The sequence below is a fragment of the Gallintestinimicrobium propionicum genome (genome assembly GCF_025567525.1).
Taxonomy (GTDB): Bacteria; Bacillota; Clostridia; order Lachnospirales; family Lachnospiraceae; genus Gallintestinimicrobium; species Gallintestinimicrobium propionicum.
This window is the reverse complement of record NZ_JAOQJY010000018.1, coordinates 56,863-77,818: the sequence shown is the minus strand read 5'-3', so window position 1 is coordinate 77,818 and position 20,956 is coordinate 56,863. Positions and strand designations below refer to the sequence as shown.

The following is a 20,956-nucleotide window of genomic DNA, read 5'->3' as shown; positions in this document are numbered from 1 at the left end:
CCTATGATGTAACGCCACTTTAGATAGCAGTATCTATTGGGGCTAAAGGTCGGAGGTGTAAACCGTTAGTACGACTGGGCAGTTACAAGCCCATGACCTTTAGGTCGTGGGTAGTTGACGAATTACACCTCATCCGTATCGAAGAATATTTTGCATGGCTTCCGTTTCGAACAGACACGCCAACCGCGCCCTGCAGATAAGGATGGTCCGTATCCTCATATTCCAGTACAGCAGTCTCTGTCTGCAGCTGTTGGTTTTGTCTACATCCAACCGGCACTTCTTTGATCTCTGCATGCAGTCTTGCTCCCTGTGCGCAAACAGAAACCTCATAATCCCTGCCAGCTTTCCAGTCAAAGGCTGTCTCTGTCAGAACACGATATCCATTTTCATTTTTCAGGAGTGCAATTTTAGAATCCGCAAGGAGTGCAACTGCATAGGAACGGATCGCCCCCTGTACGCGCACATTTACCATATTATTTTCGCCTGTCAGGGGAGTCATTTCAAATACCGCCGTATAGTCTTTCCAGTCATATCTGCCGGTATACGCTTCTCCAAAATCTGCGCAGGACAGATGTAATGCTCCCTGATCCAAATACAGATGTCCCTTCAGTCTGGTAAACTGGCTGACCTCTTTATGTAAGCCAGTCCATACTTCTGTCGTTTCCTGGCAAAAATCGATCCGATAATCCGGTGTTCCATCTGCCCACAGATCATCCAAAAGTCCTGCAAAGGTCTGAGTTGCTTGCGTTCCCATCAAAAGATCAAAGCAGACTCCCATCTCACCGATCAGCGCGCCCTCCCAGGACGGAATCCGGAAGCTCAGCTCCTGCCAACAGCCCTTTTTCAGATGTACGCTTTTGCCGGTAAAAATTTTTCCACTCCGCAGATCCCGCACATACAGGCTGCAGTCCGCTTCCCCGGCATACTCCGGAAGCATTACGCTTCCATGTACCGTCTGCCCCGGGTAAACCAGCGGGGAGAAACAAGGATCATATCTGCTGTCGTGAAAATCCTTCGGCTCATAGTAAGTTTTCTGATATACAAAAACACGTTCTCCGGAATTTACCGGAACTGCCGTCGCTTTCAGGCTTCTGCTGCCGCTATGTGCAGACTCGTCTGTATTGCAGACACAGCATTCTCTCGTGATCGGATCCTTCTCATCCGTCATACTGTCCACCCGAATCTGCATGGAATGCGTAGATCCCGGGAATTCAAAATGACAGCTGTGAATTCTTTTCTCTGCAAGCTCCTTCCACGGCTCCGGAAGCTCTTCCCCCGCAAGCTCATATGCCATTTTCCCGATATACAATGCTCCATAGGGAATATCCATGATGTTTAAGGAGCCTATCACACTGGAGCAGACCAGCAGATCATGCACAGGTTTTCTCCAGCGGTCATAATCAATCCCCTCCAGACCATTTCGGACACCGATAATGGTTGCCACATTACCACCGTTACAATCGGTATCCCATCCACACATTGTAACGATAGCGATGGTATCTGAAAAATCACCGTTCCCATATAACAGCGCCAGAATCATAACTGCAATATTCGGAATAATATGGCAATTTCCCGGATATTTATCATAACCGTAGTTTGCATGAATGTAGGCAAAGCAGTCTCTCCAGTTCTGCGGATGCTCTTCATAAAACTCCATTACTGTCCGTACGATCTTCGCATATTCACAGTCTGACGGAATATAGGAAAGTCCTGTTTCCAGAATCTTTTTGATCTCTTTTTCCTCAAATGCGACACTGATGCACACAGCCACAAAAATACCGCCGTATAACGCATTGCCATCATGCGTTACACTCGCAGCCTTGCTGGCCAGCTTTGCAGCCAGCGCTGGATTGCCCGGTGCAACCAGTCCCCAGGTATCAATAAATATCTGTCCGCCGATCTGCTCCGCTATTGTACTTCCATTCTGCGCAATACTGCCGCTTCGCGGCGCGGGTATGCCGCTGCGCAGGTTCAGATATGCCGTATGCTCCGTACTCGTTCCGTAACCGCCCCACCAGAAAAATCCATGCTCATAGGGTGCGTAATTTAACAGCGCATTTGCAACATCCTGTGCTGTCATTTCTGCTCCATGTCCGCCATCCTCAAGGCCTCTCAGATAGAATAACGGTCCGTTGCTGTCGTCATCCGCTGCAAACTCCCGATAGTCCACCGGATAGTCTGTCAGTTCTCCATAGATATTTTTTATTTTTTCATATGTCCAGCCTTCTACCGGCGCTCCATAACGGATACCTATGATTTTGGCTAACCAGCCTGCGTAAATACGCTCCAGATATTCTTTTTTCATACCTGTCCCTCTTCAGCCAAAATTCGCCAGCTTTGTAAACAGATCCGAAAAAACTTTATCCCTGTTTACATGATAAACATAACGCATCAGATGTCGCTTCGGATCCACAGAATAATGACCGTCGTATTCCGGGATCGGGCTGGGCATCAGATAATCCTCCATAAAGCGCTCATCCAGCAGCCATGCGACGGTTGTGATATCCCAGATCACACGAGACCATGCCAGTTCGTTGCTGCACCGGCGTCCCTCCGTCTTTGTCGTGCTGACCAGATAATCACAGAGTCGGTTTTTTCCCTTCAGATAGGCATCCAGCTCCGGTCCTGTCGTCGTAACCTCCGATACAACACCAGAACAGGGGAGCTGCACCAATGCGGCTCCGCACTCAAAAATGATCCTTGCCGCGGCAACGTCCTGATACAGATTAAATTCTTTGTTTTCCGGCCAGTGCAGTGCATTGCCGCCCAGCCATACGATCACGATCCGGTCGATAATATCCGGATTTTTCAAAATTGCAGAAGCCACATTTGTGATGGCGCCGATCGCAAGCACATACAGCGGTTTTTCCGGAGTATAGTTCATTGCACGGGCCGCCAGATCTGCCGCTGCAGGAGATTCTACCGCCGTCTCTTCATCCGGCAGGTAGCCTGTCGAGCCTTTGTATACACTTTTTTTCAGCTCGTCCTTTCCCATCAGCGTCAGAATATTTAAGATCTCCTGATAGCTTTTCTCCATTCCATCTGCAGGGCCTGTGGATTTTTCATTAAAAAACGGCGCTGCATAGATTGCCTGTAAATGGAGTTTTTCTGCAGAGCAAATCAGATACGAAACAGCGAACTGATCGTCAATTTCATTATAGGTATCGGTATCCAGAACAACATCTACCGGTCCCGTCGGTCTGCTCAGACGGGCAAGAAGTCCCGGATCCTCCTGTTTTTTGGGTACCCATTGTGTTCCTTTTTTCTGTTCCATACGTAATCTCAGCTCCTTTTTTTATTTCTGCCCGCCCTTTTTGCTCCGCAGATTTTTCCTTTATTCCTGAGGTGCCTTTTCTCCGGTTACGCGATCCATTGTATAAAGAATGGATGCCTTTTTATAAAATGCACGATATGCGATTTGATCTGACATGTGATTTTTCTCCGGTGTGCCATACAGCGGATTCTCCAGGATTTTCTCTGCACATACGATCAGCTCTTTTAAATAGGTTTTGGGAATCGGATGCACATAATGCCCCGGGAAGATCAGATCAAACTCAGCTTCTCTGCCCTCCAGATGCTTCAACGCTTTTGCATAATGCTCCATCGTATCCGATTTGCAGGGCTCCGTGATCAGAGTTGGTGTGCTGACTACCGAATCGCCGGAAAACAGCAGACGGTTTTCAGAATCCAGCAGGCAGATCCCATCCTTCGTATGTCCGAAGGTCTCGATCACCTCCAGCTTACGTCCCCCCAGATCAAATACCTTTCCTTCCTCGATGGGATTCACACGATACTCATGAAGATAAGAAATCGTATCTGCTACAGACGCTTCTCCGTTATATTCTTCTCTATCCAGCTGTCTCTCGATAAAGGCGCGGCGTACCTCCTGACAGTTCTGCTCCTTTAAAATGCTGACCGCATTTTTATGTGCATAAACCTCATCAAACCAGACATTGCCGCCCGCATGGTCATAATGATGGTGGGAGTTTACTACCAGACAGGGCAGATCCGTCAGTTCCTTTACAACAGCATGTACATTTCCTGCACCAACGCCTGTATCCAGCAGCAGTGCCTGTGTTTTTCCGATGATCAGATACATCAACGCAATGCCGAATTCATCAATCGCATATACTCCATCTGCTACCAGCTGAACTGTAAAACCGTTAATTTTCCGAATATTCATGTTATCCATTTTTATTTTCTCCTTTTATTATAACACTTTTTCTTTTTTCTGAAAATTTCGGAATTGATCTGTGCAAGTTATTTTCCATCCCGGCTTATGGGAATTTCCAATCCGTCATATGCCACAACGATCTGATATTCCGGCTTTGCATCCGTCATTATCCCTTGAAGCTTTTCATGAGGCGCCGTATGACACTGATTTATATGGGAAAGATATATTTTGGTATCCTGCCGGATCGTTTTATTTTTTTCAAATGTATCCAACAGCTCCAGAAAAGTATCCGCACATAAATGGGTATTCCATTCCTCCTGCAGCTTCAGATTTCCGAATGTACATTCTGAGATCCAAATGTCAAGATTCTGATTTTTCATGAAATCAAGGGTTTCTTCCTCATACAGTCCGGTATCCATTCCATACAGCATTTTTGTTCCGTCTTTTGCCTTCAGCACATAATTTGCGCTGCGCTCTTTTGCCATATTCCCGCCGTGATTTCCACGAATCGGTGTAACCTCATACTCCCCTATGGAATAGGTCTCAAAATATTTCAGCTTGTGAAAGGCATAAATCCCCTTTTTTTCCATTCCACGGAGAGTTCCTCCAAATGCGATCTCACTGTCACGCAAGAGCTCAATGAACCGATAGCCCTCTTCCGAAAAATAGAAATGCACCGGTGTTGTCCGAAGATGAGTTGCCATGCTCATAAGTCCCAATGCCGTAAAATCAAAATGATCATCATGGGTATGCGTAATCAGAACATGCTCAATGTCACACATAGAACCATATTGAAGCGCCTGGGTGAAAATATCCGGCCCCATATCAATCATAATATTCCTGCCCAGTCGAAAGCAGGAACGCTTGCGGACATCCTTTCCGCCATGCTCACGGGCATAATTGCACATCGGGCAGTCACAGAAGGGGCTCGGTACACCTTCTGATGCTCCTGTTCCATAAAAAATACCTGTGTCTGTCATAAATTCCTCCTTATAGAAATAGTTTTGTCTTTCCGTTACGGAATGCCTATTTGCATTTTCAGAATTTCATCTGCTTGCACGTTCTGACGCCATTGACATAAATATCGTTTGCCAGCTCCGTAACCAAACGAAGGTCCTGCCAGGTTTCACACTTTTTCCCCATAAAGGTAATATTGTCAAAGGTAATATCATGAACGCGTACTTCTTCCGTCGGCGTCTGGTATCCTCGAATCAAGGAAACCGGAATATCGCCGTTTAATACCTGAATGTTGTCAAAATGAATATCATTGATCTCCCCTTTGGAAACCTGCTGTGTATACTTGCAAAGCAATACCTTGATATCAAACAGCTTCTGCTCCGCCTGCTCTATCCGGATATTTCTGTAATGGATGTCATGCACATGACCGCCATCCGCCTGATGGATGGAGATTGCTGCGCCGCCCATATTTCCTTCGTACTGACAGTGAATGATATCACAATCCTCAAATACGAGATCGTGAATTTCACTCTGAAGCCCATAGCCTAATTCAATTGCATTGCCCGGCTCTGCATTCCAGAGTACGTTGTTGTGGACATATACTTTCGTCACATCCCGAACAGTCGAAGTATCCGCAATCAGCCCATGCGCCTTAATACAGATACTGTCATCCGTCGAACGGATAAAGCAATTCTTTACCTCCACATCCTGACTGCTCGTAATATCAATACCATCTCCTGTTACAATTCTTGACATGATATTCATATCATCAATGACAACATGATCACATGCCGCCGGAACCACATGCCAGGAGGGTCCGTCTACTGCCGTAAAGCCTTTTAAGAGGACATTGTTGCACCACTTGATATAGATAAAAAACCGATGGGCATTACTGTCCGGCAGATGCCAGCAGGCTCCATTGACGATTCCGTTTCCTACAATGGAAATATTATCGCAATGATCCGCATAAATACAGCCGGATACCACGGCACCCTCTTCGATATAGACCGTGTCGTTCGGCTTTAAGGTCAGGACGCCAACATTGTATACCTTTCCTTTTTCAAAGCAGATCGTTGTATTTTCCGGTTTTTCGATTCTGCGCGAGCAAAGCACGAATAATGCGTCATGCAGACCGCCATCTGTCTCTACCGTAAATTTCTTCGGCTCGTCGAGATGAATCTGAACAGTCTCCCCTGTTACCGAAGGAACGATTCCAAAGCTGGTCGGACGAATTGCCAGCTTCTCAAAGGGTGTATGAATCGAAATTTCCAGATCATAGGCTTCGTCATCTACTACAACAACATAATCAAAGGAGTCTGTATGATATACCACGCGCTCCGTTCCATTGCAGATAACACTGTATTTTGTTGATTTTTCCAGTTCCTCTACGGAATTCAAAATAAACCGCGGCTCCTCGATCGGATCCGGATTGGGATAATAAATTAAATCGTTTTCAAAATCCTTCATGTCTCTTTTTTCCTCCTGTTTAACCTAATTCAACAATAGAATGCACGCTCTGCGAGCATTCTATTGTCATGAACAAATGGCGTCCCGGGATCGAGACGCCACCTGTATTTTTAAGATAATCAAATTTCAAAGCTCTGCATTTCGCATTTTACTGCTGTGCATCTAATTCTTCCTGAACCTCTTTTGTAATCTCATCACCGCCGGATGCTTTCCATTCCTCTACAAAGGAGTCAAATGCATCGATTCCTACTTTTCCTGTGATGATCTTTGCAAAGGTTTCTTCCTCCAGCTTTTTCAGGTTTGCCCATTTGGAATCCATTGTCTTGGTTCTGCCGTCATAGCTGTTATAAATCGGAACATATTCCTCATTTACAAGGGGTGCATCACCTACCATAATGGAAACCAGACGAGGCAGATTGGTCTTTGCCAGATCTTCATCTTCAAAGTTCCAATATTCCAGACTGAAGTCATCATAAGGCTCTTTTTTCAGCTTTGTGATCGCTTCCATATCGCTCTTCAGAAGCTTATGGGTGCTGTAATCCACATCATCAATTCCGATTTCGCCTGCAAGATATTTCTTCAGGCAATCATAGGATACTTCGATTTCATTTGCATTGTCATATACGTTGTATAAAGGATATAAATCTGAGGTGCTAAGTCCACTTGTTACACCCGAATCTACCCAGCCCTGCTCATACTCGATCAGATAGTTAATGATCTTAAAGGCAGCTTCCGGATTTTTGCATTCCTTGCTTGCTACAACATATTTCGTTGTGGGCTCTGCCATATGGGTATAGAATTTTCCGTCCTCTGCAAGGGGTGTGAAATATGCCTGCCAGTCAGCTTCCTGTGCCAGAGTTGCATCGCCAACGGTATATCCGCACCACCAGGGGCCAAAGAAGATACCAACCTTTCCTGCAAGCAAGGGCTCTGAACTGTCGTTTCTTACCAGGATCTCCGGATCGATCAGTCCATCTGCATACAGACCTGCAACCTTTTCCAGTGCAACCTTGGTTTCTTCTGTAATAGAACCGTAAACAACATTTCCGCTGTCATCCTTCATCCAGTATTTCGGATAAGACTGAAAAGCGCTGAACAGAGGATCCAGACCATAGCGATTACCGCCGTTTCCGTTTACATAATCTGAATTCGCAGGCCCAAGGATACCGATCGTATCATTTTCACCATTGCCGTCCGGATCTTCTTTGACAAATGCTTCTGCAACAGCAACCATCTCATCCCAGGTTCTGGGTGCTTCCAGACCAAGATTATCCAGCCAGTCCTGGCGGATCCACATTTCATTTACACCGCCCGCTGTAATGTTGGGTGCCGGAATCGCCATCATCTCGCCGTCTTCATTGCAGATAACCTTCTGCAGTGCTTCACCGCCGGATTCCACATAGCTCTTCAGCTTGTCTGATGCATAGTCTTCATAGTAGCTTCCGATGGGCTGGATCAGATCGTATTTTAACAGTGCACGATACTGCTCTGCGTTTACATTCATCAGCTCCGGAATCGTATTACTGCCGATACACAGGTTCATCTTTTCATCATAATCGGAAGAAGATGCAACCCAGTCATATACTACATTGATGTTCAGATCCTCTTTCAGCATATCCAGAAAGGTGTTGTCCTCATAGGTCATTCCTTCCGGTATTTTTGCATTCGGATTCATGCCTCCGCCAAGATGTACCGTAACCTCTTCCGGATACTTTGCTAAAGGAAGATCCTCCTTTGCAGTTCCCTCTGCTTCCTGCACTCCCTGTCCACCGGCCGCATCGCTTCCCGTACTTGCTGCGGACGATCCACAGCCTGCCGCTGAAACCAGCATTGCTGCAGCACACAACCATACCAATACCTTTTTCGCTTTCATACCCTTCTCCTTTTCCTTTATTTGCGCCGGCAAAGCCTGCCGGAAATCACAACAACCTTATCCTTTTACCGATCCAAGTGTAATACCGGTTACAAAATACTTCTGTAAAAACGGATATACTGCCAGCACCGGAATCATGGCGATCACGATTTTCGCCGCATCCAGAGACTGGTTGTTCAGTTTCTGAACCTGCGCGATCTGTTCTACGTTCATCGTCGAAAAATCATAATTAACAACCAGCTGCTGAATATACGTTTGCAGCGGATAATTGGACTGATTTGTACTCAGCACCATTCCCTGGAAGAACTCATTCCAGTACTGTACGATGGTAAACAATGCGATGGTCGCTATTACCGGTTTGGCCAGCGGAATAAAAATCGAAGTCAGACACTTCCAGGGTCCGGCGCCATCCACCAGCGCCGCTTCCTCCAGCTCTGCCGGGAGATTTTTAAAGAAATTCACAGCCAGGATCAGATTGTATACATTTAATCCCATACCGAGCACCAGACCCCAGATGCTGTCTACCAGACCATAGCCCTTCATTGTAATATACCACGGAACGGTTCCTCCGTTAAACAGCATGCAGAATACCAGGATCCACATAAAAATGGATCTCTTTGGAAACTGCTTGGAGGTTTTCGACAGGGGATATGCCGCAAGCAGGATACAGAACATGCTGACTCCGGTTCCTAACAGCACTCTCTGGATCGATACCCAGAAGGAACGGAAGAAATCCGATTCCCCAAGGATCTTCTGGTAAGAGAACAGGTTAAATCCAACCGGCCAGAAGGATACCAGACCTGCATTAACCGCTTCCTTGCTGCTCAGGGAAACACATATTACATACCATACCGGAACAATACAAAGCAGCGCACATATAATCATAATGATTACATTGATCACATCAAATATTTTTGAACCGAGCGTTCTATTTTCAATCATTTTTGTTTCTCCTTGCCTTCTGCTGTTTAAAATAGCTTATATCCTGTAAATTTATCTGCCAGCCAATATCCAAGTGTGATCAGAATCAAGCTGATAACAGATTTAAACAGACCAACCGTAGTTGCAAGTGAAAACTGCAGGTTCTGAAGACCATATCGGTAAACCCAGGTATCAATAATATCACCGGTAGAATATACAAGCGGATTATACAGGTTATAAATCTGATCAAAGCCTGCATTTAAAATATTACCAAGTGCCAGGATCGCAAGAAGTGCCACCGTCATTCGGATACCCGGTAAAGTAATGTGCCAGATTCTGCGGAAGCGTCCCGCTCCGTCTACTGCTGCTGCTTCATATAAGGTAGGGTCAATTCCAAGAATCGCCGCCAGATAAATTACTGTATTATAGCCGAAGCTCTTCCAGATATCTGTGCCGATGACCAGCGGTCGAAACAGGGACGGCTCTCCGAAAAACTGAACCGGATCCTGACCAAAGAATCCAAGGATCTGATTGATCGGTCCTGTATAGCCAAAAATATTTAACACGATCTTTGCCAGAATAACCCAGGACAGGAAATGGGGCATATACACAATGGTCTGAATCGGGCGCTTTATCTTTTTTAAGCACAATTCATTCAGCAGGATCGCAAAGGTAAGCGGCACGATGATATTGCCGATGATCTTCGCCACAGCGATGATCACCGTATTTGCAATCGCCTGTCTTACATCGCTGATCTGCAGCATATACTGAAAATTCTCCAGTCCAACAAAAGGCGATTTCAGCATTCCAAGTCCCGGATTGTAGTCCTCGAATGCCATAATAATTCCGAACATCGGAACGATACTGAAGAAAATAAGCCAGAGAAATGCCGGAACCAGCATCACATAATAGTGTTTTAAAAACTTTTTAATATACACCTTCATTCCCTCCTTCACTTTGTAACTGCATTATACCGTTCCGCTCTTTGGGCAAACAGCGCGGATCATTCTCTCTTTATTGTTCTTTTTTTAGTACACAAAAAAATGTCCGAAATAAATCGGACATTTTTTCATCTTTCTTCTTAAAACTCTCCCGGTGTACATCCGTACTCTTTTCGGAACAGCTTGGAAAAGTAGTAAAAATTATCGTACCCAAGCTCCAACGCGATCTCGGTCATACTCTTCTCTCCTTTTCGGATTTCCTTTGCCGCCGTTTTCATTTTATATCTTATCACACAATTATGAAACGTTTCTCCCGTCACTTCCCGGAATTTGGTGCTGAAATATCCGCGGCTCATTCCTACTGCATCTGCCGCAGCTTCCGCCCGTATACTTTCCGTTACATGCTCCTGAATGTATTGAACTGCGCGGATACAAAGACTGATATCATCTGTTTTACTGTTGCTGTTTAAATAGCTGTCCTGCAGCCAGCTGTGGATCCAGTTTAACAACTCCGCCATTGTTTCAAATGCCGGAATTTTATCCCGCTGCGACAGCTGCAGGTGGTTAAAGCTGCTTACCAGGATCCGTTCCGCATAGCGCAGCGGCAGCTCTGAAAGCTGCTCTGACATTTTTTCCAGCTCGTTTTCATCAAAGATCCATCGCCCCGATTTAAACTCTTCTTCCAGCTTTCGAACGTTTTCTCCTTCCCAGTCTTCCTCTGTCCGCAGATTTCGTTCTGCCTTTTCCCGTCTTTTATTCTGATATTTCTCCACGATCTTTTTCAGAATCGCATCACATTCCTCCGGATCAAATTCAATTTTGGAAATATAATCCAGTGCTCCCAGACGCAGCGCCTGTCTGGCAAAGGAAAAATCCTCATATACAGAAAATATGACAAAATCTGTTTCCGGATAGTTCTCCTTACAGATTTTCATCAGCTCCAGCCCGTTCATCTCCGGCATATCAATATCTGTAAAAACCAGATCCACCGGATGATTTTCCAAAAACTCCAACGCTTTTTTCCCATTTTGCACATCGCCGACAACACAAAGTCCATACTGTTCCCAGTCGATCACTGCGATCAGTCCCTTTCTGGCAAGCTTATCATCATCTACGATCAAAACATTCATGTTCGTCCACCTCTTTAGCTGCAGGTAAAATAATTGTGATCTTTGTTCCTGTTCCCCTTTTGCTGTTTACAAACAGATCCGCGTTTCCCTGATAAAATGTACTCAGCATCGCCTTGACATAGCGGATCCCGATTCCCCTGTTCTCTTTTCCTGTATTCCACCGATATCCGAAGGGTTCGTTAATTTCATCAATTTCTTTTTGACTCAGTCCATGTCCGAAATCTTCGATCGTCACAGCGACCAGGTTCCGTTTTTTGTCAAAAAACGCCTGGATGGCAATTTTTCCTTCCTCCCCAAGACCGTACCGGATCGCATTCTCCACCAGAGGCTGCAGCATCATCCGCACGGTCGGTACATTCAGGTACTCGCCTTCCTCCACCGAAATATCTACCTCAAAATCATAGCGCTTCTGCTGCAAAAAGATATAATTTTTTACCATCTCGATCTCTTTTCGGAGCGTCGTTTCCCTTCCTTCCTTTCCGAGATTATACGACAACAGCTTTTTCAGTGCACTTGTGTATTCTCCGATATCCTTCTGATGACTCATCTGTGCCATCCACTGGATCGAATTCAACACATTCAGCAGAAAATGCGGATTGATCTGGTAAACCAGCTTTTCGTATTCCATCTGCTGTGCTTCCTTTTCCTGCTCTCTTGACCGTTGGATCAGCTCCCGAATCTGCTGCTTCATATCCTCTACATCTCCCAGCAGCTGATCAAATTCTGCGATTCCGCATTCCTGGATCACCTCATCCTGCAAAGAGCCCTGACCGATCCGTTCTATCTGGGTCCCAAGCTCCTGAATAGGCTTTCCAATTAAATGATATAAATACAGCACAAAGGACATAAACAGACTAAAAATGATCAGAACAACCAGGATCGTTTTAAAACGCCATGCATAAATTTCATTTGTATAAGTTCCTTTGGGCAGCGACAGGGCATTCATATATCCCAGCTTGCTCCTGTAAATCAGAAAACGGTAGCCTTCTTTTTCAATTACCTTGCTAGTTTCTTTTTCTATTGCTGTATCAAGCAGCTTCCGCCCCTTGATCACTTTGGGGTTTGTGCTATAGGTCACAACTCCGTTTTCATTCAGCTGTAAAACACTGTAATCATAACCCTGTCGATTCATTGCCGGACTGATCTCATATTCCGACTTTACCTCCGCATAACAGTCCAGCAAGGTTCCGTCGCCGAAGCGTTCCCTTCGATATGCAGAATAAACCGGCATCTGATTCTGATAAAACACAGATCCGTGGATTCCCTGAAAGGTATTTACCGTTGCCTCAAATAAAACCGGTGCTCTTTTATATTCCATGGAAATTTTGACATTTGCATAGTTCGGCACAAGCTCACAGTTTCGATACGGATCATAATAAAATGCAATTAAGAGACTCGGCGAGCTGCTGTTCAGACTCACAAGCTGTGCGCGGAGGTTTTTCTTATTGACATACTGATCGTAATGCTCCTCCTGTGTCAGATACTTGTCTACAGCGCTTCCAACCATACCGTCTGCGCTCATCTGATTCAGTACACGAAGAAGCTTATAACATGCTTCATCCGATTCTTTTGTAAACTGATACAGATTCATTTTCATATTATCTTCGATATTATTCTGATTCATCAGCTGCAGGGAGGAATAAGAGGTCAGTATAATAGCAACTGCACTCGTCAGACATCCGAGTATCATCAGCAGAAGAATGATTTTCCTTAACGATATTTTTTTCTTTTTCATATACAGATCGATTTCCTGTCTCCCATTGTGCTTATTTCGTAAGAACTTCTTTTGTATCCTCTGCTGCGTATCCCCGGGCATATTGTTTTTCCCGTTTCTCTACATACATCATTTCATCTGCCCGTTTCATAACTTCTGCCAGGGACTCGAAATCCTGTACCTGCTCATAGCCAATGCTAACACCCAGAAACTCCGGCTTTTCTCCATCCCGGAAGCTCTGCAGATAGCATTCCCGAAGAGCTTCGATTTTCTCTGCCGGACCTCCGCTGTACAACACCGCAAATTCATCACCGCCCGTTCGGTAGGCCTGGCCATTTTGCTCTGTCATTTCTTCCAGCATCGTCCCAAAGCGCTGCAGATACTGATCTCCGATATCATGTCCATACTGATCGTTAATCGATTTGAAATTATCCAGATCCAGACAGACCAGCCATAAAGGCTCCGAAAGTGTTTCCAGCATTTCCTGAATATCATTCAGCATGGCGCGCCGGTTTTTCAAACCAGTCAGCGGATCCATGGATGCTTTTTTTCGCATCTCTTCTGCCCGCACATGCTCCTCCGCGCCCAGAAAAGAAACACCGTAGCCGCACGCAGGAATGATGATCGCCGCAAAGTTCCGTGCTGCATTTACACCTGTCAGCGGCTGCCAGGGTGCCCAGGCATCCACCAAGAGCAGCGAACCATAATAGCTGACAAAGGCAAAGGCCGCCAGCAGTCCCATCCTGTCCTGAAAGTCGCGCAGGACACATCGCATTTTTCCCCGGGCCCAGGTACGATACAGCACCACCACCACTGCCAGAGACAGAACATAAACACACAGGATCGTCTCCTGATCCGGCAGTCCAAATAACTGTACCAGCAGCATCGCCAACGTCCTGGAAAACAGGATCTGCAAAATCAGCACGTTATCCGCCATATAATAGTAGAAAATGCACGCCGTCAACCGTGCTTCCGGATATAGAAACCGGTATGCAAAGATCGCAAGCGGTGCGATGAACATGCCGATCCTTTCATGCGTCATATTCGGAAACGCCGAATGGTTTAAAAAGCAGGCATCCAGGAATGCACCGGCTGTGATCCAGAATAAATATACCAAAAGCCACGTGCAAATACATTGCCATAGCTTTCGTTTTGACTTTTGAAACGTATGTGCAAAATAGATCCCTATCAGAGAAAACCCCAAATTCATAATCGTCCTGGTCAGATCTGATAATTCGTATATCATACCCTGTCCCCACTTTGTATTTCTAAATGCCGCCTTTGGCGTCGCTTGTTTTTCTCATCCACATTATAGCACAATTTTCCATGCGATGACACCGCTGAAAAAGGCGCTGCATGCCTTTTTCGTTGCACGCAGCGCCTGTCTTTTGATTGAATTTAATATGCCTTGCCCCAGTAAACCATCTTCTTTGCAGGCTTTCCGCAGCATACACAGGTATCGGACAATGTTTCCTGCTCGAACGGCATGCAGCGGCTTGTTGCTGCAAACTGCTCTTTGATCTTGTCCTCGCACTCCTGACATCCGCACCACATCGCCTTTACAAATCCGGGAGTGTTATTTAAGATATTACCCATTTCTTCCATATTCTTTGCAACATAAGTATGGGATTCTCTGTGCTTTCTTGCTTTTTCCAGCATATCCTTCTGGATCGTTTCCATCAGCTCTGCAATCTTTGCTTCCAGCTCGTCTAATGCGCATTCGAGCTTTTCACCGGTATCTCTGCGTGCCAGAACGCATTTGCCTGCTTCGATATCCTTCGGTCCGATCTCAACACGAACCGGAATACCACGCATTTCAGCCTCTGCAAATTTCCAGCCGGGGCTCTTATCAGTATCGTCCACTTTTACGCGGAAGTTGGAAAGACGATCTTTTAATTCATATGCCTTATCCAGTACGCCCTCTTTTCTCTGCTGGATCGGGATGATCACAACCTGTGTCGGAGCAACCTTAGGAGGCAGAACCAGACCGGAGTTATCGCCGTGTACCATGATCAGCGCACCGATCAGACGGGTCGTCACACCCCAGGAGGTCTGATGCACATATTTCAGCTTATTATCCTTATCTGTAAACTGAATACCGAAGGCTTTTGCAAAGCCGTCGCCGAAGTTGTGGCTCGTACCGGACTGCAGTGCCTTGCCATCATGCATCAGCGCTTCAATTGTATAGGTTGCTTCTGCACCCGCAAACTTTTCTTTTTCCGTTTTGCGTCCCTTGATCACCGGAATCGCAAGTACCTGCTCAGCAAAATCCGCATATTCATTCAGCATCTGGATCGTACGCTCTTCTGCTTCTTCAGCAGTTGCATGTGCCGTATGGCCTTCCTGCCACAAAAACTCTCTGGAACGCAAAAACGGACGGGTTTCTTTTTCCCAGCGAACAACGTTACACCACTGATTATATACCTTCGGAAGGTCTCTGTAGGACTGGATATCATTTTTATAAAAATCACAGAACAGTGTCTCAGAAGTCGGGCGAACGCACAGACGCTCCTGAAGCTTCTGCAAACCACCATAGGTTACCCATGCAACCTCGGGCGCGAATCCTTCTACATGATCCTTTTCTTTTTCCAGAAGGCTCTCCGGAATGAACATGGGCATATATACATTCTGTACCCCTGCCGCTTTAAATCTCTCGTCGAGCTGCTTCTGGATCAGCTCCCAAATCGCATAGCCGGCTGGTTTGATCGCCATACAGCCCTTTACGCTGGTATAGCCGATCAGCTCTGCCTTCAGAACCACATCGGTATACCACTGTGCGAAATCTTCTTCCATGGACGTGATCTGTTCTACCATCTTTTTGTCTGCCATGTTATTTCTCCTTTTCCCTGTAAATCTAAACTGGCGGTTTTACATTTTTCTTTCAAAAACAATAGAATGCACACTCTGTGGGCATTTTATTGCCATGAATAAAAAAAAGATACCTGATCCCCAAAGGGACCGGATATCCGGCGGTACCACCCCAATTAACATGCACTCTGCATGTTCGCTCTGCATCCGTTAACGCCGGACCTACGCTGCCTTATTGGGGCAAAGCTCCAAGGGTCGGTTCAAAATGTTCTGCACAGCTGCTTCCACCATTGCAGCCTCTCTGAAGTGCGCTCCCATCTCTACTATTCCTTTTCTGCGCTTCTTTTCTATCTGTTATTGATGATAAAAAAATTCTCCGGATTTGTCAACTGGAAAACGAAAAGACGCGCAAAAACCATTTTTTGATTTTTGCACGCCCTTCGTTTCCTTCTAAAAAACAGGCAAAGCAATGTATTTATCCCACGATCTAATTATCACCACACAAATTCCCCACATGCTCTGCTTGTTTTTTATGCCGTTTTCGGCAATGAATAAGGCTCCCGGAGTTTTTATGTAACCGCCTTCTGCCTTATCTGTCTCACAGTGTAACATAGCCTGTCCATTCACAGATCAAAATTTCCTAAACGCAGCGAAATTCGTCTTAAACGCTGTCACACGTCGGTTTCCGGAATTTACTTTCCCTTTTTCTCCATGTATTTCCGGACAAATTCAGGTACTTCGGGCTCATGCAGGATTAAAATCAGCTTTCTGTTCACTGCATTTTTTGCGGAACTCAATGCAATTTTTCTAACCAGTTTTGCAGTTTTTTCTTTCATCATAAATATTCTCCTTTTTCAGTATTATATTTTATTCCTTTTACAAGGAAGAATACTGAGCGACTCCAGCAGTGCGGAAATTACAATAATTCCACGCCAGTTCGATTTTGTAAGCAATAAACTCAGCAAAATCAGCCCTCCACAAAATAATATAGAATATACCTTTTTTCGAAGATTCTCTTCTGCTTCTAACAATGACGCTGTTTTCGTTCTTCCAGGTGCCCTTAACCATAAAATCAGAATGCAGAGTCCCCATAAAACAACAAATACTCCAATTCCCCAGTTTTCTAAAAGGCTACCTGCCACAAGACTAATAAAACATAAAGCAATCATAGCCAATAAGCATGTCCCTCTTGTTGGGCAATGAACTCCGCCTGCCCAACATCTTAATCCACAAAAGGATAATAAACATAATGCAAATTCAACTTCTTTTCCTATCAAAACGCTGATCATAAAAAGAATCAAAAATTTTACGCACACATCCAGAAATACACCAAGCCCAAACTCTATGACTTTACTTTCTGTCTCTGTCAGTTTTAATTCTCTTCTATTCCATTGCGCTATCTGGTTTGCCAGCTTGTCTATCATTGTCCCCTCCTCCTGTATTAAAGATATCACACCTTTTTATGGATAAATCATTTTTTCCTAAACGCATCATTTTTTAACCCAAACGCAAACCTATTGTTATTATTTTTACGTTTTTTCATATTCCGTTTCTGCTTCATCTTTCTTTGTCCTCATGATAATATAATATATGCACTAGGAGGTTTGCTTATGACTTTACTTACTTTTTTATGCCAACTTATTTCAACTACCACTTTTATACTGATGTGTCATCTGATCCTTTCAAAACGTCTGCCCCGAAAAATCACTTACCCTCTATACTTATACACAATTTTTATCTGTATTTTTCTGGCCCCGTTTTCCGGGCAATATGGCATCCCGATCTTTTTACTTGGAGCGATTATTATTTTGCTGTTTCATAAAAAGGATCGATTATACAACCTTCTCTTTTTTCAGATTCTATGGGCTTGGAGTGTTCTGACTGACTACGCTGTCACTATTCCGCTGCGTATCGCCGGATATTATTTTGATGTCATTCTGACCTCCCTTCCCCTCACACTCCTGTTCTCCATCCTCCACGCCCTCCTTTGCATCCTGCCGTGTCTGTTTATCGGCAACCGTCTGCACCGGAAGCTGGTCACGGATCAGAATGTAATCCCTCCGCGGATTCAACTGCTTTTGTTTCTGGAGGTCACAATCTGTTCCTGTATTTTCCTGATCAACATCATTTTCGGCAGTCTGCTTCATTATCCGAGCGATATTCTGTTCTTCAACGGAATCCTGATTTTCTGCTTCGCAACAGCAAACGTCCTGATTTTTCTGATGCTTTACAACACACTGCAGGCCAACAAAAAGCTGGAGCTTCAGGCCCGTGAGCAGGAAAATCTGACACACTACATGGCACAGCTCGAAAATCATTATCAGGACATCCGACGATTCAAACACGATTACCTGAACATTCTTTCCACCATTACCGGCTACATCCAGGAAAACGATATGGACAAGCTTCGGGATTATTTTGATTCCAGTATCGTCACGAGCAGCAGCATTCTGGTCAATCAGGACGACACCCTTGCGCGTCTGTCGCTGATCAAGGTGACGGAGATCAAGGGTCTTTTGTATACAAAAATGGTACAGGCGATGAACCGTCAGCTGGATGTTTCCTTCGAGCTGACGCAGGAAATCACAGAACTTTCCACCGATTTGCTCACTCTTTCCAGAGTGCTGGGTATTTTTCTGGATAACGCGATCGAAGCTGCTTCCGAAACCGAACAGAAACGGTTTCATATTGCAATCGTGTGCAAGGTGCATTCTGTTATTTTTCATATTGAAAACTCGACGAAGCCGCTTCTTTTCCCTCTGGAAGAGCTTTTCAAGCCAAGTATTTCTTCCAAAGAAGCGCACAGCGGTCTTGGACTTCCCACCGCAAATATGCTGATCGCCAATGCGCCGGAGCTGACCTCCAACACGATCTGCGAAAACGGTCTTTTTAAACAGATTCTTGTTGTTTCCAACTTCAAAAAGAATTATCATAATATATCGTGAGCATAGCTCACTCAATAATTTCGCCGTTCGCGATGAGCAGGCTTTGCCTGTTCCCGCTCTCTTGCGCTCATTAAATCATAAAGATTTCATGCCGCTTCTGCGGCAGAATGGGGGATGACATGATACCAATTTATTTATGTGAGGATAACCCGCTTCAGCTTGATCTTCTCAAATCCATGATCGAAAAGTACATTTTCATTCAAGCTTACGACATGGAGATTCGACAGGCCGTCCACACGCCGCATGAGCTGCTGAATCTGCTTCCGGATCAGCCCGAAAATGCCGTTTATTTTCTCGACATCCATCTGCACTCTGACATGGATGGAATCGAACTTGCCTCAGCAATCCGCCAGAAGGATCCGCGCGCATTCATTATTTTTACTACGACGCATTCCGAAATGGCAATGACAACGTTCCGCTATCAGGTAGAACCGCTGGGTTTTTTAATCAAAGACGATCCGAACTACACCCTGCAGATTCTTCACTGTTTGCAGAGCGTTCTCGAGAAAAGTAAAATTCCGGCTTCTCCGAACGGTCGGCTGCATTTCAGGATGCCCGATCAGGATTTATTCATACCAATCCATGAAATTCTTTATATCGAAGCGACCGGTGCGCACCGCATCACCGTCCATACGACGACTGCGATCTACCAGTGCAGCGGCTCCTTGAATGAAACGCTCTCCAAACTCGACCAGAGCTTTTTTCTCTGTCACAAATCCTGCCTGGTAAACACTGCGCATATCCGCACGCTGTATCGCCGCCCCTGCCAGATTGTTCTGGATAACGGCGCGGTCTGCCCCTGTGCACAGAGGCGTTTCTCTCAGCTGCAGCACCTGATGGGAATTGAATAACCTCAGCTTCTGCAGAAAATCTGCCGCAGTCCTTCTGTATACAGCACTGTATACAACGGTCCCAGAAAAATGCCGCCGGCTCCAAACACTTTCACACCTGCATAGACTGACAAAAGCATCAGCACCGGCGGCAGACCGATCTGCGCACCCAACAGGCGCGGTTCCAGAAGCTCCCGTGCTGCAATACACGCGACGTAGGTAACCGAAGCAAATGCCGCACCCTGAGGATTTTCATTCAAAAGCTGCCAAATTGCAGTCGGAATCAGCACAATGCCGGTTCCGATCATCGGCAATGCGTCCAAAATCCCTGCCAATAGTCCAATCCACAGACCATTTCTGACTTTTCCAATCCAAAGCCCCACAACTGTAATTCCTGATATGATCACCAGAATTTTCAGCTGCGCCCTGCAGTAACCGCCTGTCATCCGTAAGATTCTGTCAATATTTTCCCAGATCTCGCTCTTTTTCATCCATTCCGAAAAACGCGCATAATCCTTGCACAGCCAGAATGCCGCGATCATCCCGATCCCCCAGAACGCTCCTGTCCGCAGCGCAAAGCTGCAGGATTTCGCCGTCCAGTCCGCAGCCTTTGGCAAAATCTCCCGACCGACAGTTTTCGCCATTTCGTCCCCCTTATCCTGAAAAAACGCTCGAATTTCTCCCTGTTCCCTCCCAAGAAGCTCTTCCGCCCTGCAACAGCCATTTTCAAACGCTATATTCACCTGATCTTTGATCGCGCCTGACTCACTTCCGATTTTTACCGCCCATGCAGTTCCCTTTGACAGCAGAAAAAAGAATCCAGCCGCAAGGATTCCGGTCAAAAGCAGCAAAAATCCTGCCATCAGGATGTCTTTGCGAATCCGCAGCCTTTTCTCTGCCCGGCAAAGCTGCGGATATAAAATTCGGACAATGAAAAAAGCAAACACAAACGGCGCAACAAGCGGCAGCAAATATCGAAGCACTGCATATAACCCGCCTGCAAGCCCTGCAGCATAGAGCACTTTTTTCCTGCAAGACCAGGCATTCTCTCTATTTTCCTCTGCATCCGCAGCGTTATCCTTCTTCTCCAAACAGCTGTTTTTTTCAAAAAAATTACCCATACCATTCTCCGTTCCGCAGATGTTTTCCCATCTCCATTGAGACTTAGTATGAGTAATTTCGACATTATTATGATA

General features: G+C 45.5%; 17 protein-coding genes and 1 other annotated feature. Of the genes, 2 read left to right on the top strand and 15 right to left on the bottom strand.

The window, feature by feature from the left end; genetic code table 11:
* Nucleotides 1-82: 82 nt before the first annotated feature.
* The 14 genes from OCV62_RS13255 to OCV62_RS13190 form a co-directional block, all read right to left on the bottom strand.
* Complete coding sequence (locus OCV62_RS13255) at nt 83-2,305, bottom strand: ADP-ribosylglycohydrolase family protein (RefSeq protein ID WP_262587199.1); 2,223 nt, start codon at nt 2,303-2,305, stop codon at nt 83-85.
* A 12-nt stretch (nt 2,306-2,317) separates the two neighbouring features.
* Nucleotides 2,318-3,274: a nucleoside hydrolase gene (locus OCV62_RS13250; protein WP_021914065.1), complete on the bottom strand. Its 957-nt coding sequence runs from the start codon at nt 3,272-3,274 to the stop codon at nt 2,318-2,320.
* Between the two features lie 60 nt (nt 3,275-3,334).
* Complete coding sequence (locus OCV62_RS13245; protein WP_262587197.1) at nt 3,335-4,192, bottom strand: MBL fold metallo-hydrolase; 858 nt, start codon at nt 4,190-4,192, stop codon at nt 3,335-3,337.
* Nucleotides 4,193-4,260: 68 nt separating this feature from the next.
* Nucleotides 4,261-5,154, bottom strand: a complete 894-nt coding sequence (locus OCV62_RS13240; RefSeq protein WP_021914063.1) for an MBL fold metallo-hydrolase — start codon at nt 5,152-5,154, stop codon at nt 4,261-4,263.
* Between the two features lie 58 nt (nt 5,155-5,212).
* Nucleotides 5,213-6,598: a glycosyl hydrolase family 28 protein gene (locus tag OCV62_RS13235; RefSeq protein ID WP_262587195.1), complete on the bottom strand. Its 1,386-nt coding sequence runs from the start codon at nt 6,596-6,598 to the stop codon at nt 5,213-5,215.
* 148 nt (nt 6,599-6,746) lie between these two features.
* Nucleotides 6,747-8,471, bottom strand: coding sequence for an extracellular solute-binding protein (locus OCV62_RS13230; protein ID WP_262587193.1), 1,725 nt, complete (start codon nt 8,469-8,471; stop codon nt 6,747-6,749).
* A 57-nt stretch (nt 8,472-8,528) separates the two neighbouring features.
* Nucleotides 8,529-9,413: a carbohydrate ABC transporter permease gene (locus OCV62_RS13225; protein WP_262587191.1), complete on the bottom strand. Its 885-nt coding sequence runs from the start codon at nt 9,411-9,413 to the stop codon at nt 8,529-8,531.
* A 26-nt stretch (nt 9,414-9,439) separates the two neighbouring features.
* Nucleotides 9,440-10,336, bottom strand: coding sequence for an ABC transporter permease (locus OCV62_RS13220; protein WP_262587189.1), 897 nt, complete (start codon nt 10,334-10,336; stop codon nt 9,440-9,442).
* A gap of 137 nt (nt 10,337-10,473) precedes the next feature.
* A complete protein-coding gene (locus OCV62_RS13215) occupies nt 10,474-11,463 on the bottom strand; it encodes a response regulator (RefSeq protein WP_262587187.1) in 990 nt (329 codons plus the stop codon).
* Entirely contained in the window at nt 11,441-13,198 is a 1,758-nt protein-coding gene (locus OCV62_RS13210) for a sensor histidine kinase (RefSeq protein ID WP_262587185.1), read from the bottom strand. The genes OCV62_RS13215 and OCV62_RS13210 overlap by 23 nt, the downstream gene beginning before the upstream one ends.
* A 31-nt stretch (nt 13,199-13,229) precedes the next feature.
* Entirely contained in the window at nt 13,230-14,294 is a 1,065-nt protein-coding gene (locus OCV62_RS13205) for a GGDEF domain-containing protein (protein WP_262587183.1), read from the bottom strand.
* Nucleotides 14,295-14,575: 281 nt separating this feature from the next.
* Complete coding sequence (gene proS / locus OCV62_RS13200; protein ID WP_021914055.1) at nt 14,576-16,006, bottom strand: proline--tRNA ligase; 1,431 nt, start codon at nt 16,004-16,006, stop codon at nt 14,576-14,578.
* 121 nt (nt 16,007-16,127) lie between these two features.
* Nucleotides 16,128-16,331: a binding site (T-box leader), on the bottom strand.
* A 346-nt stretch (nt 16,332-16,677) separates the two neighbouring features.
* Nucleotides 16,678-16,824, bottom strand: coding sequence for a hypothetical protein (locus tag OCV62_RS13195; protein WP_262587179.1), 147 nt, complete (start codon nt 16,822-16,824; stop codon nt 16,678-16,680).
* A 21-nt stretch (nt 16,825-16,845) separates the two neighbouring features.
* Nucleotides 16,846-17,409, bottom strand: a complete 564-nt coding sequence (locus OCV62_RS13190) for an accessory gene regulator ArgB-like protein (protein ID WP_262587177.1) — start codon at nt 17,407-17,409, stop codon at nt 16,846-16,848.
* A 186-nt stretch (nt 17,410-17,595) separates the two neighbouring features.
* Between OCV62_RS13190 and OCV62_RS13185 the strand changes: the two genes are divergently transcribed.
* Together OCV62_RS13185 and OCV62_RS13180 are read left to right on the top strand one after the other, a co-directional pair.
* Nucleotides 17,596-18,930, top strand: coding sequence for a sensor histidine kinase (locus OCV62_RS13185; protein WP_262587175.1), 1,335 nt, complete (start codon nt 17,596-17,598; stop codon nt 18,928-18,930).
* Nucleotides 18,931-19,049: 119 nt separating this feature from the next.
* Nucleotides 19,050-19,781, top strand: a complete 732-nt coding sequence (locus OCV62_RS13180) for a LytR/AlgR family response regulator transcription factor (protein ID WP_021915036.1) — start codon at nt 19,050-19,052, stop codon at nt 19,779-19,781.
* A 2-nt stretch (nt 19,782-19,783) separates the two neighbouring features.
* On the opposite strand, the gene OCV62_RS13175 is transcribed toward OCV62_RS13180, so the two are convergent.
* On the bottom strand, nt 19,784-20,851 hold the full coding sequence (locus tag OCV62_RS13175) for an AI-2E family transporter (RefSeq protein ID WP_262587174.1): 1,068 nt from the start codon (nt 20,849-20,851) through the stop codon (nt 19,784-19,786).
* Between the last annotated feature and the right edge of the window lie 105 nt (nt 20,852-20,956).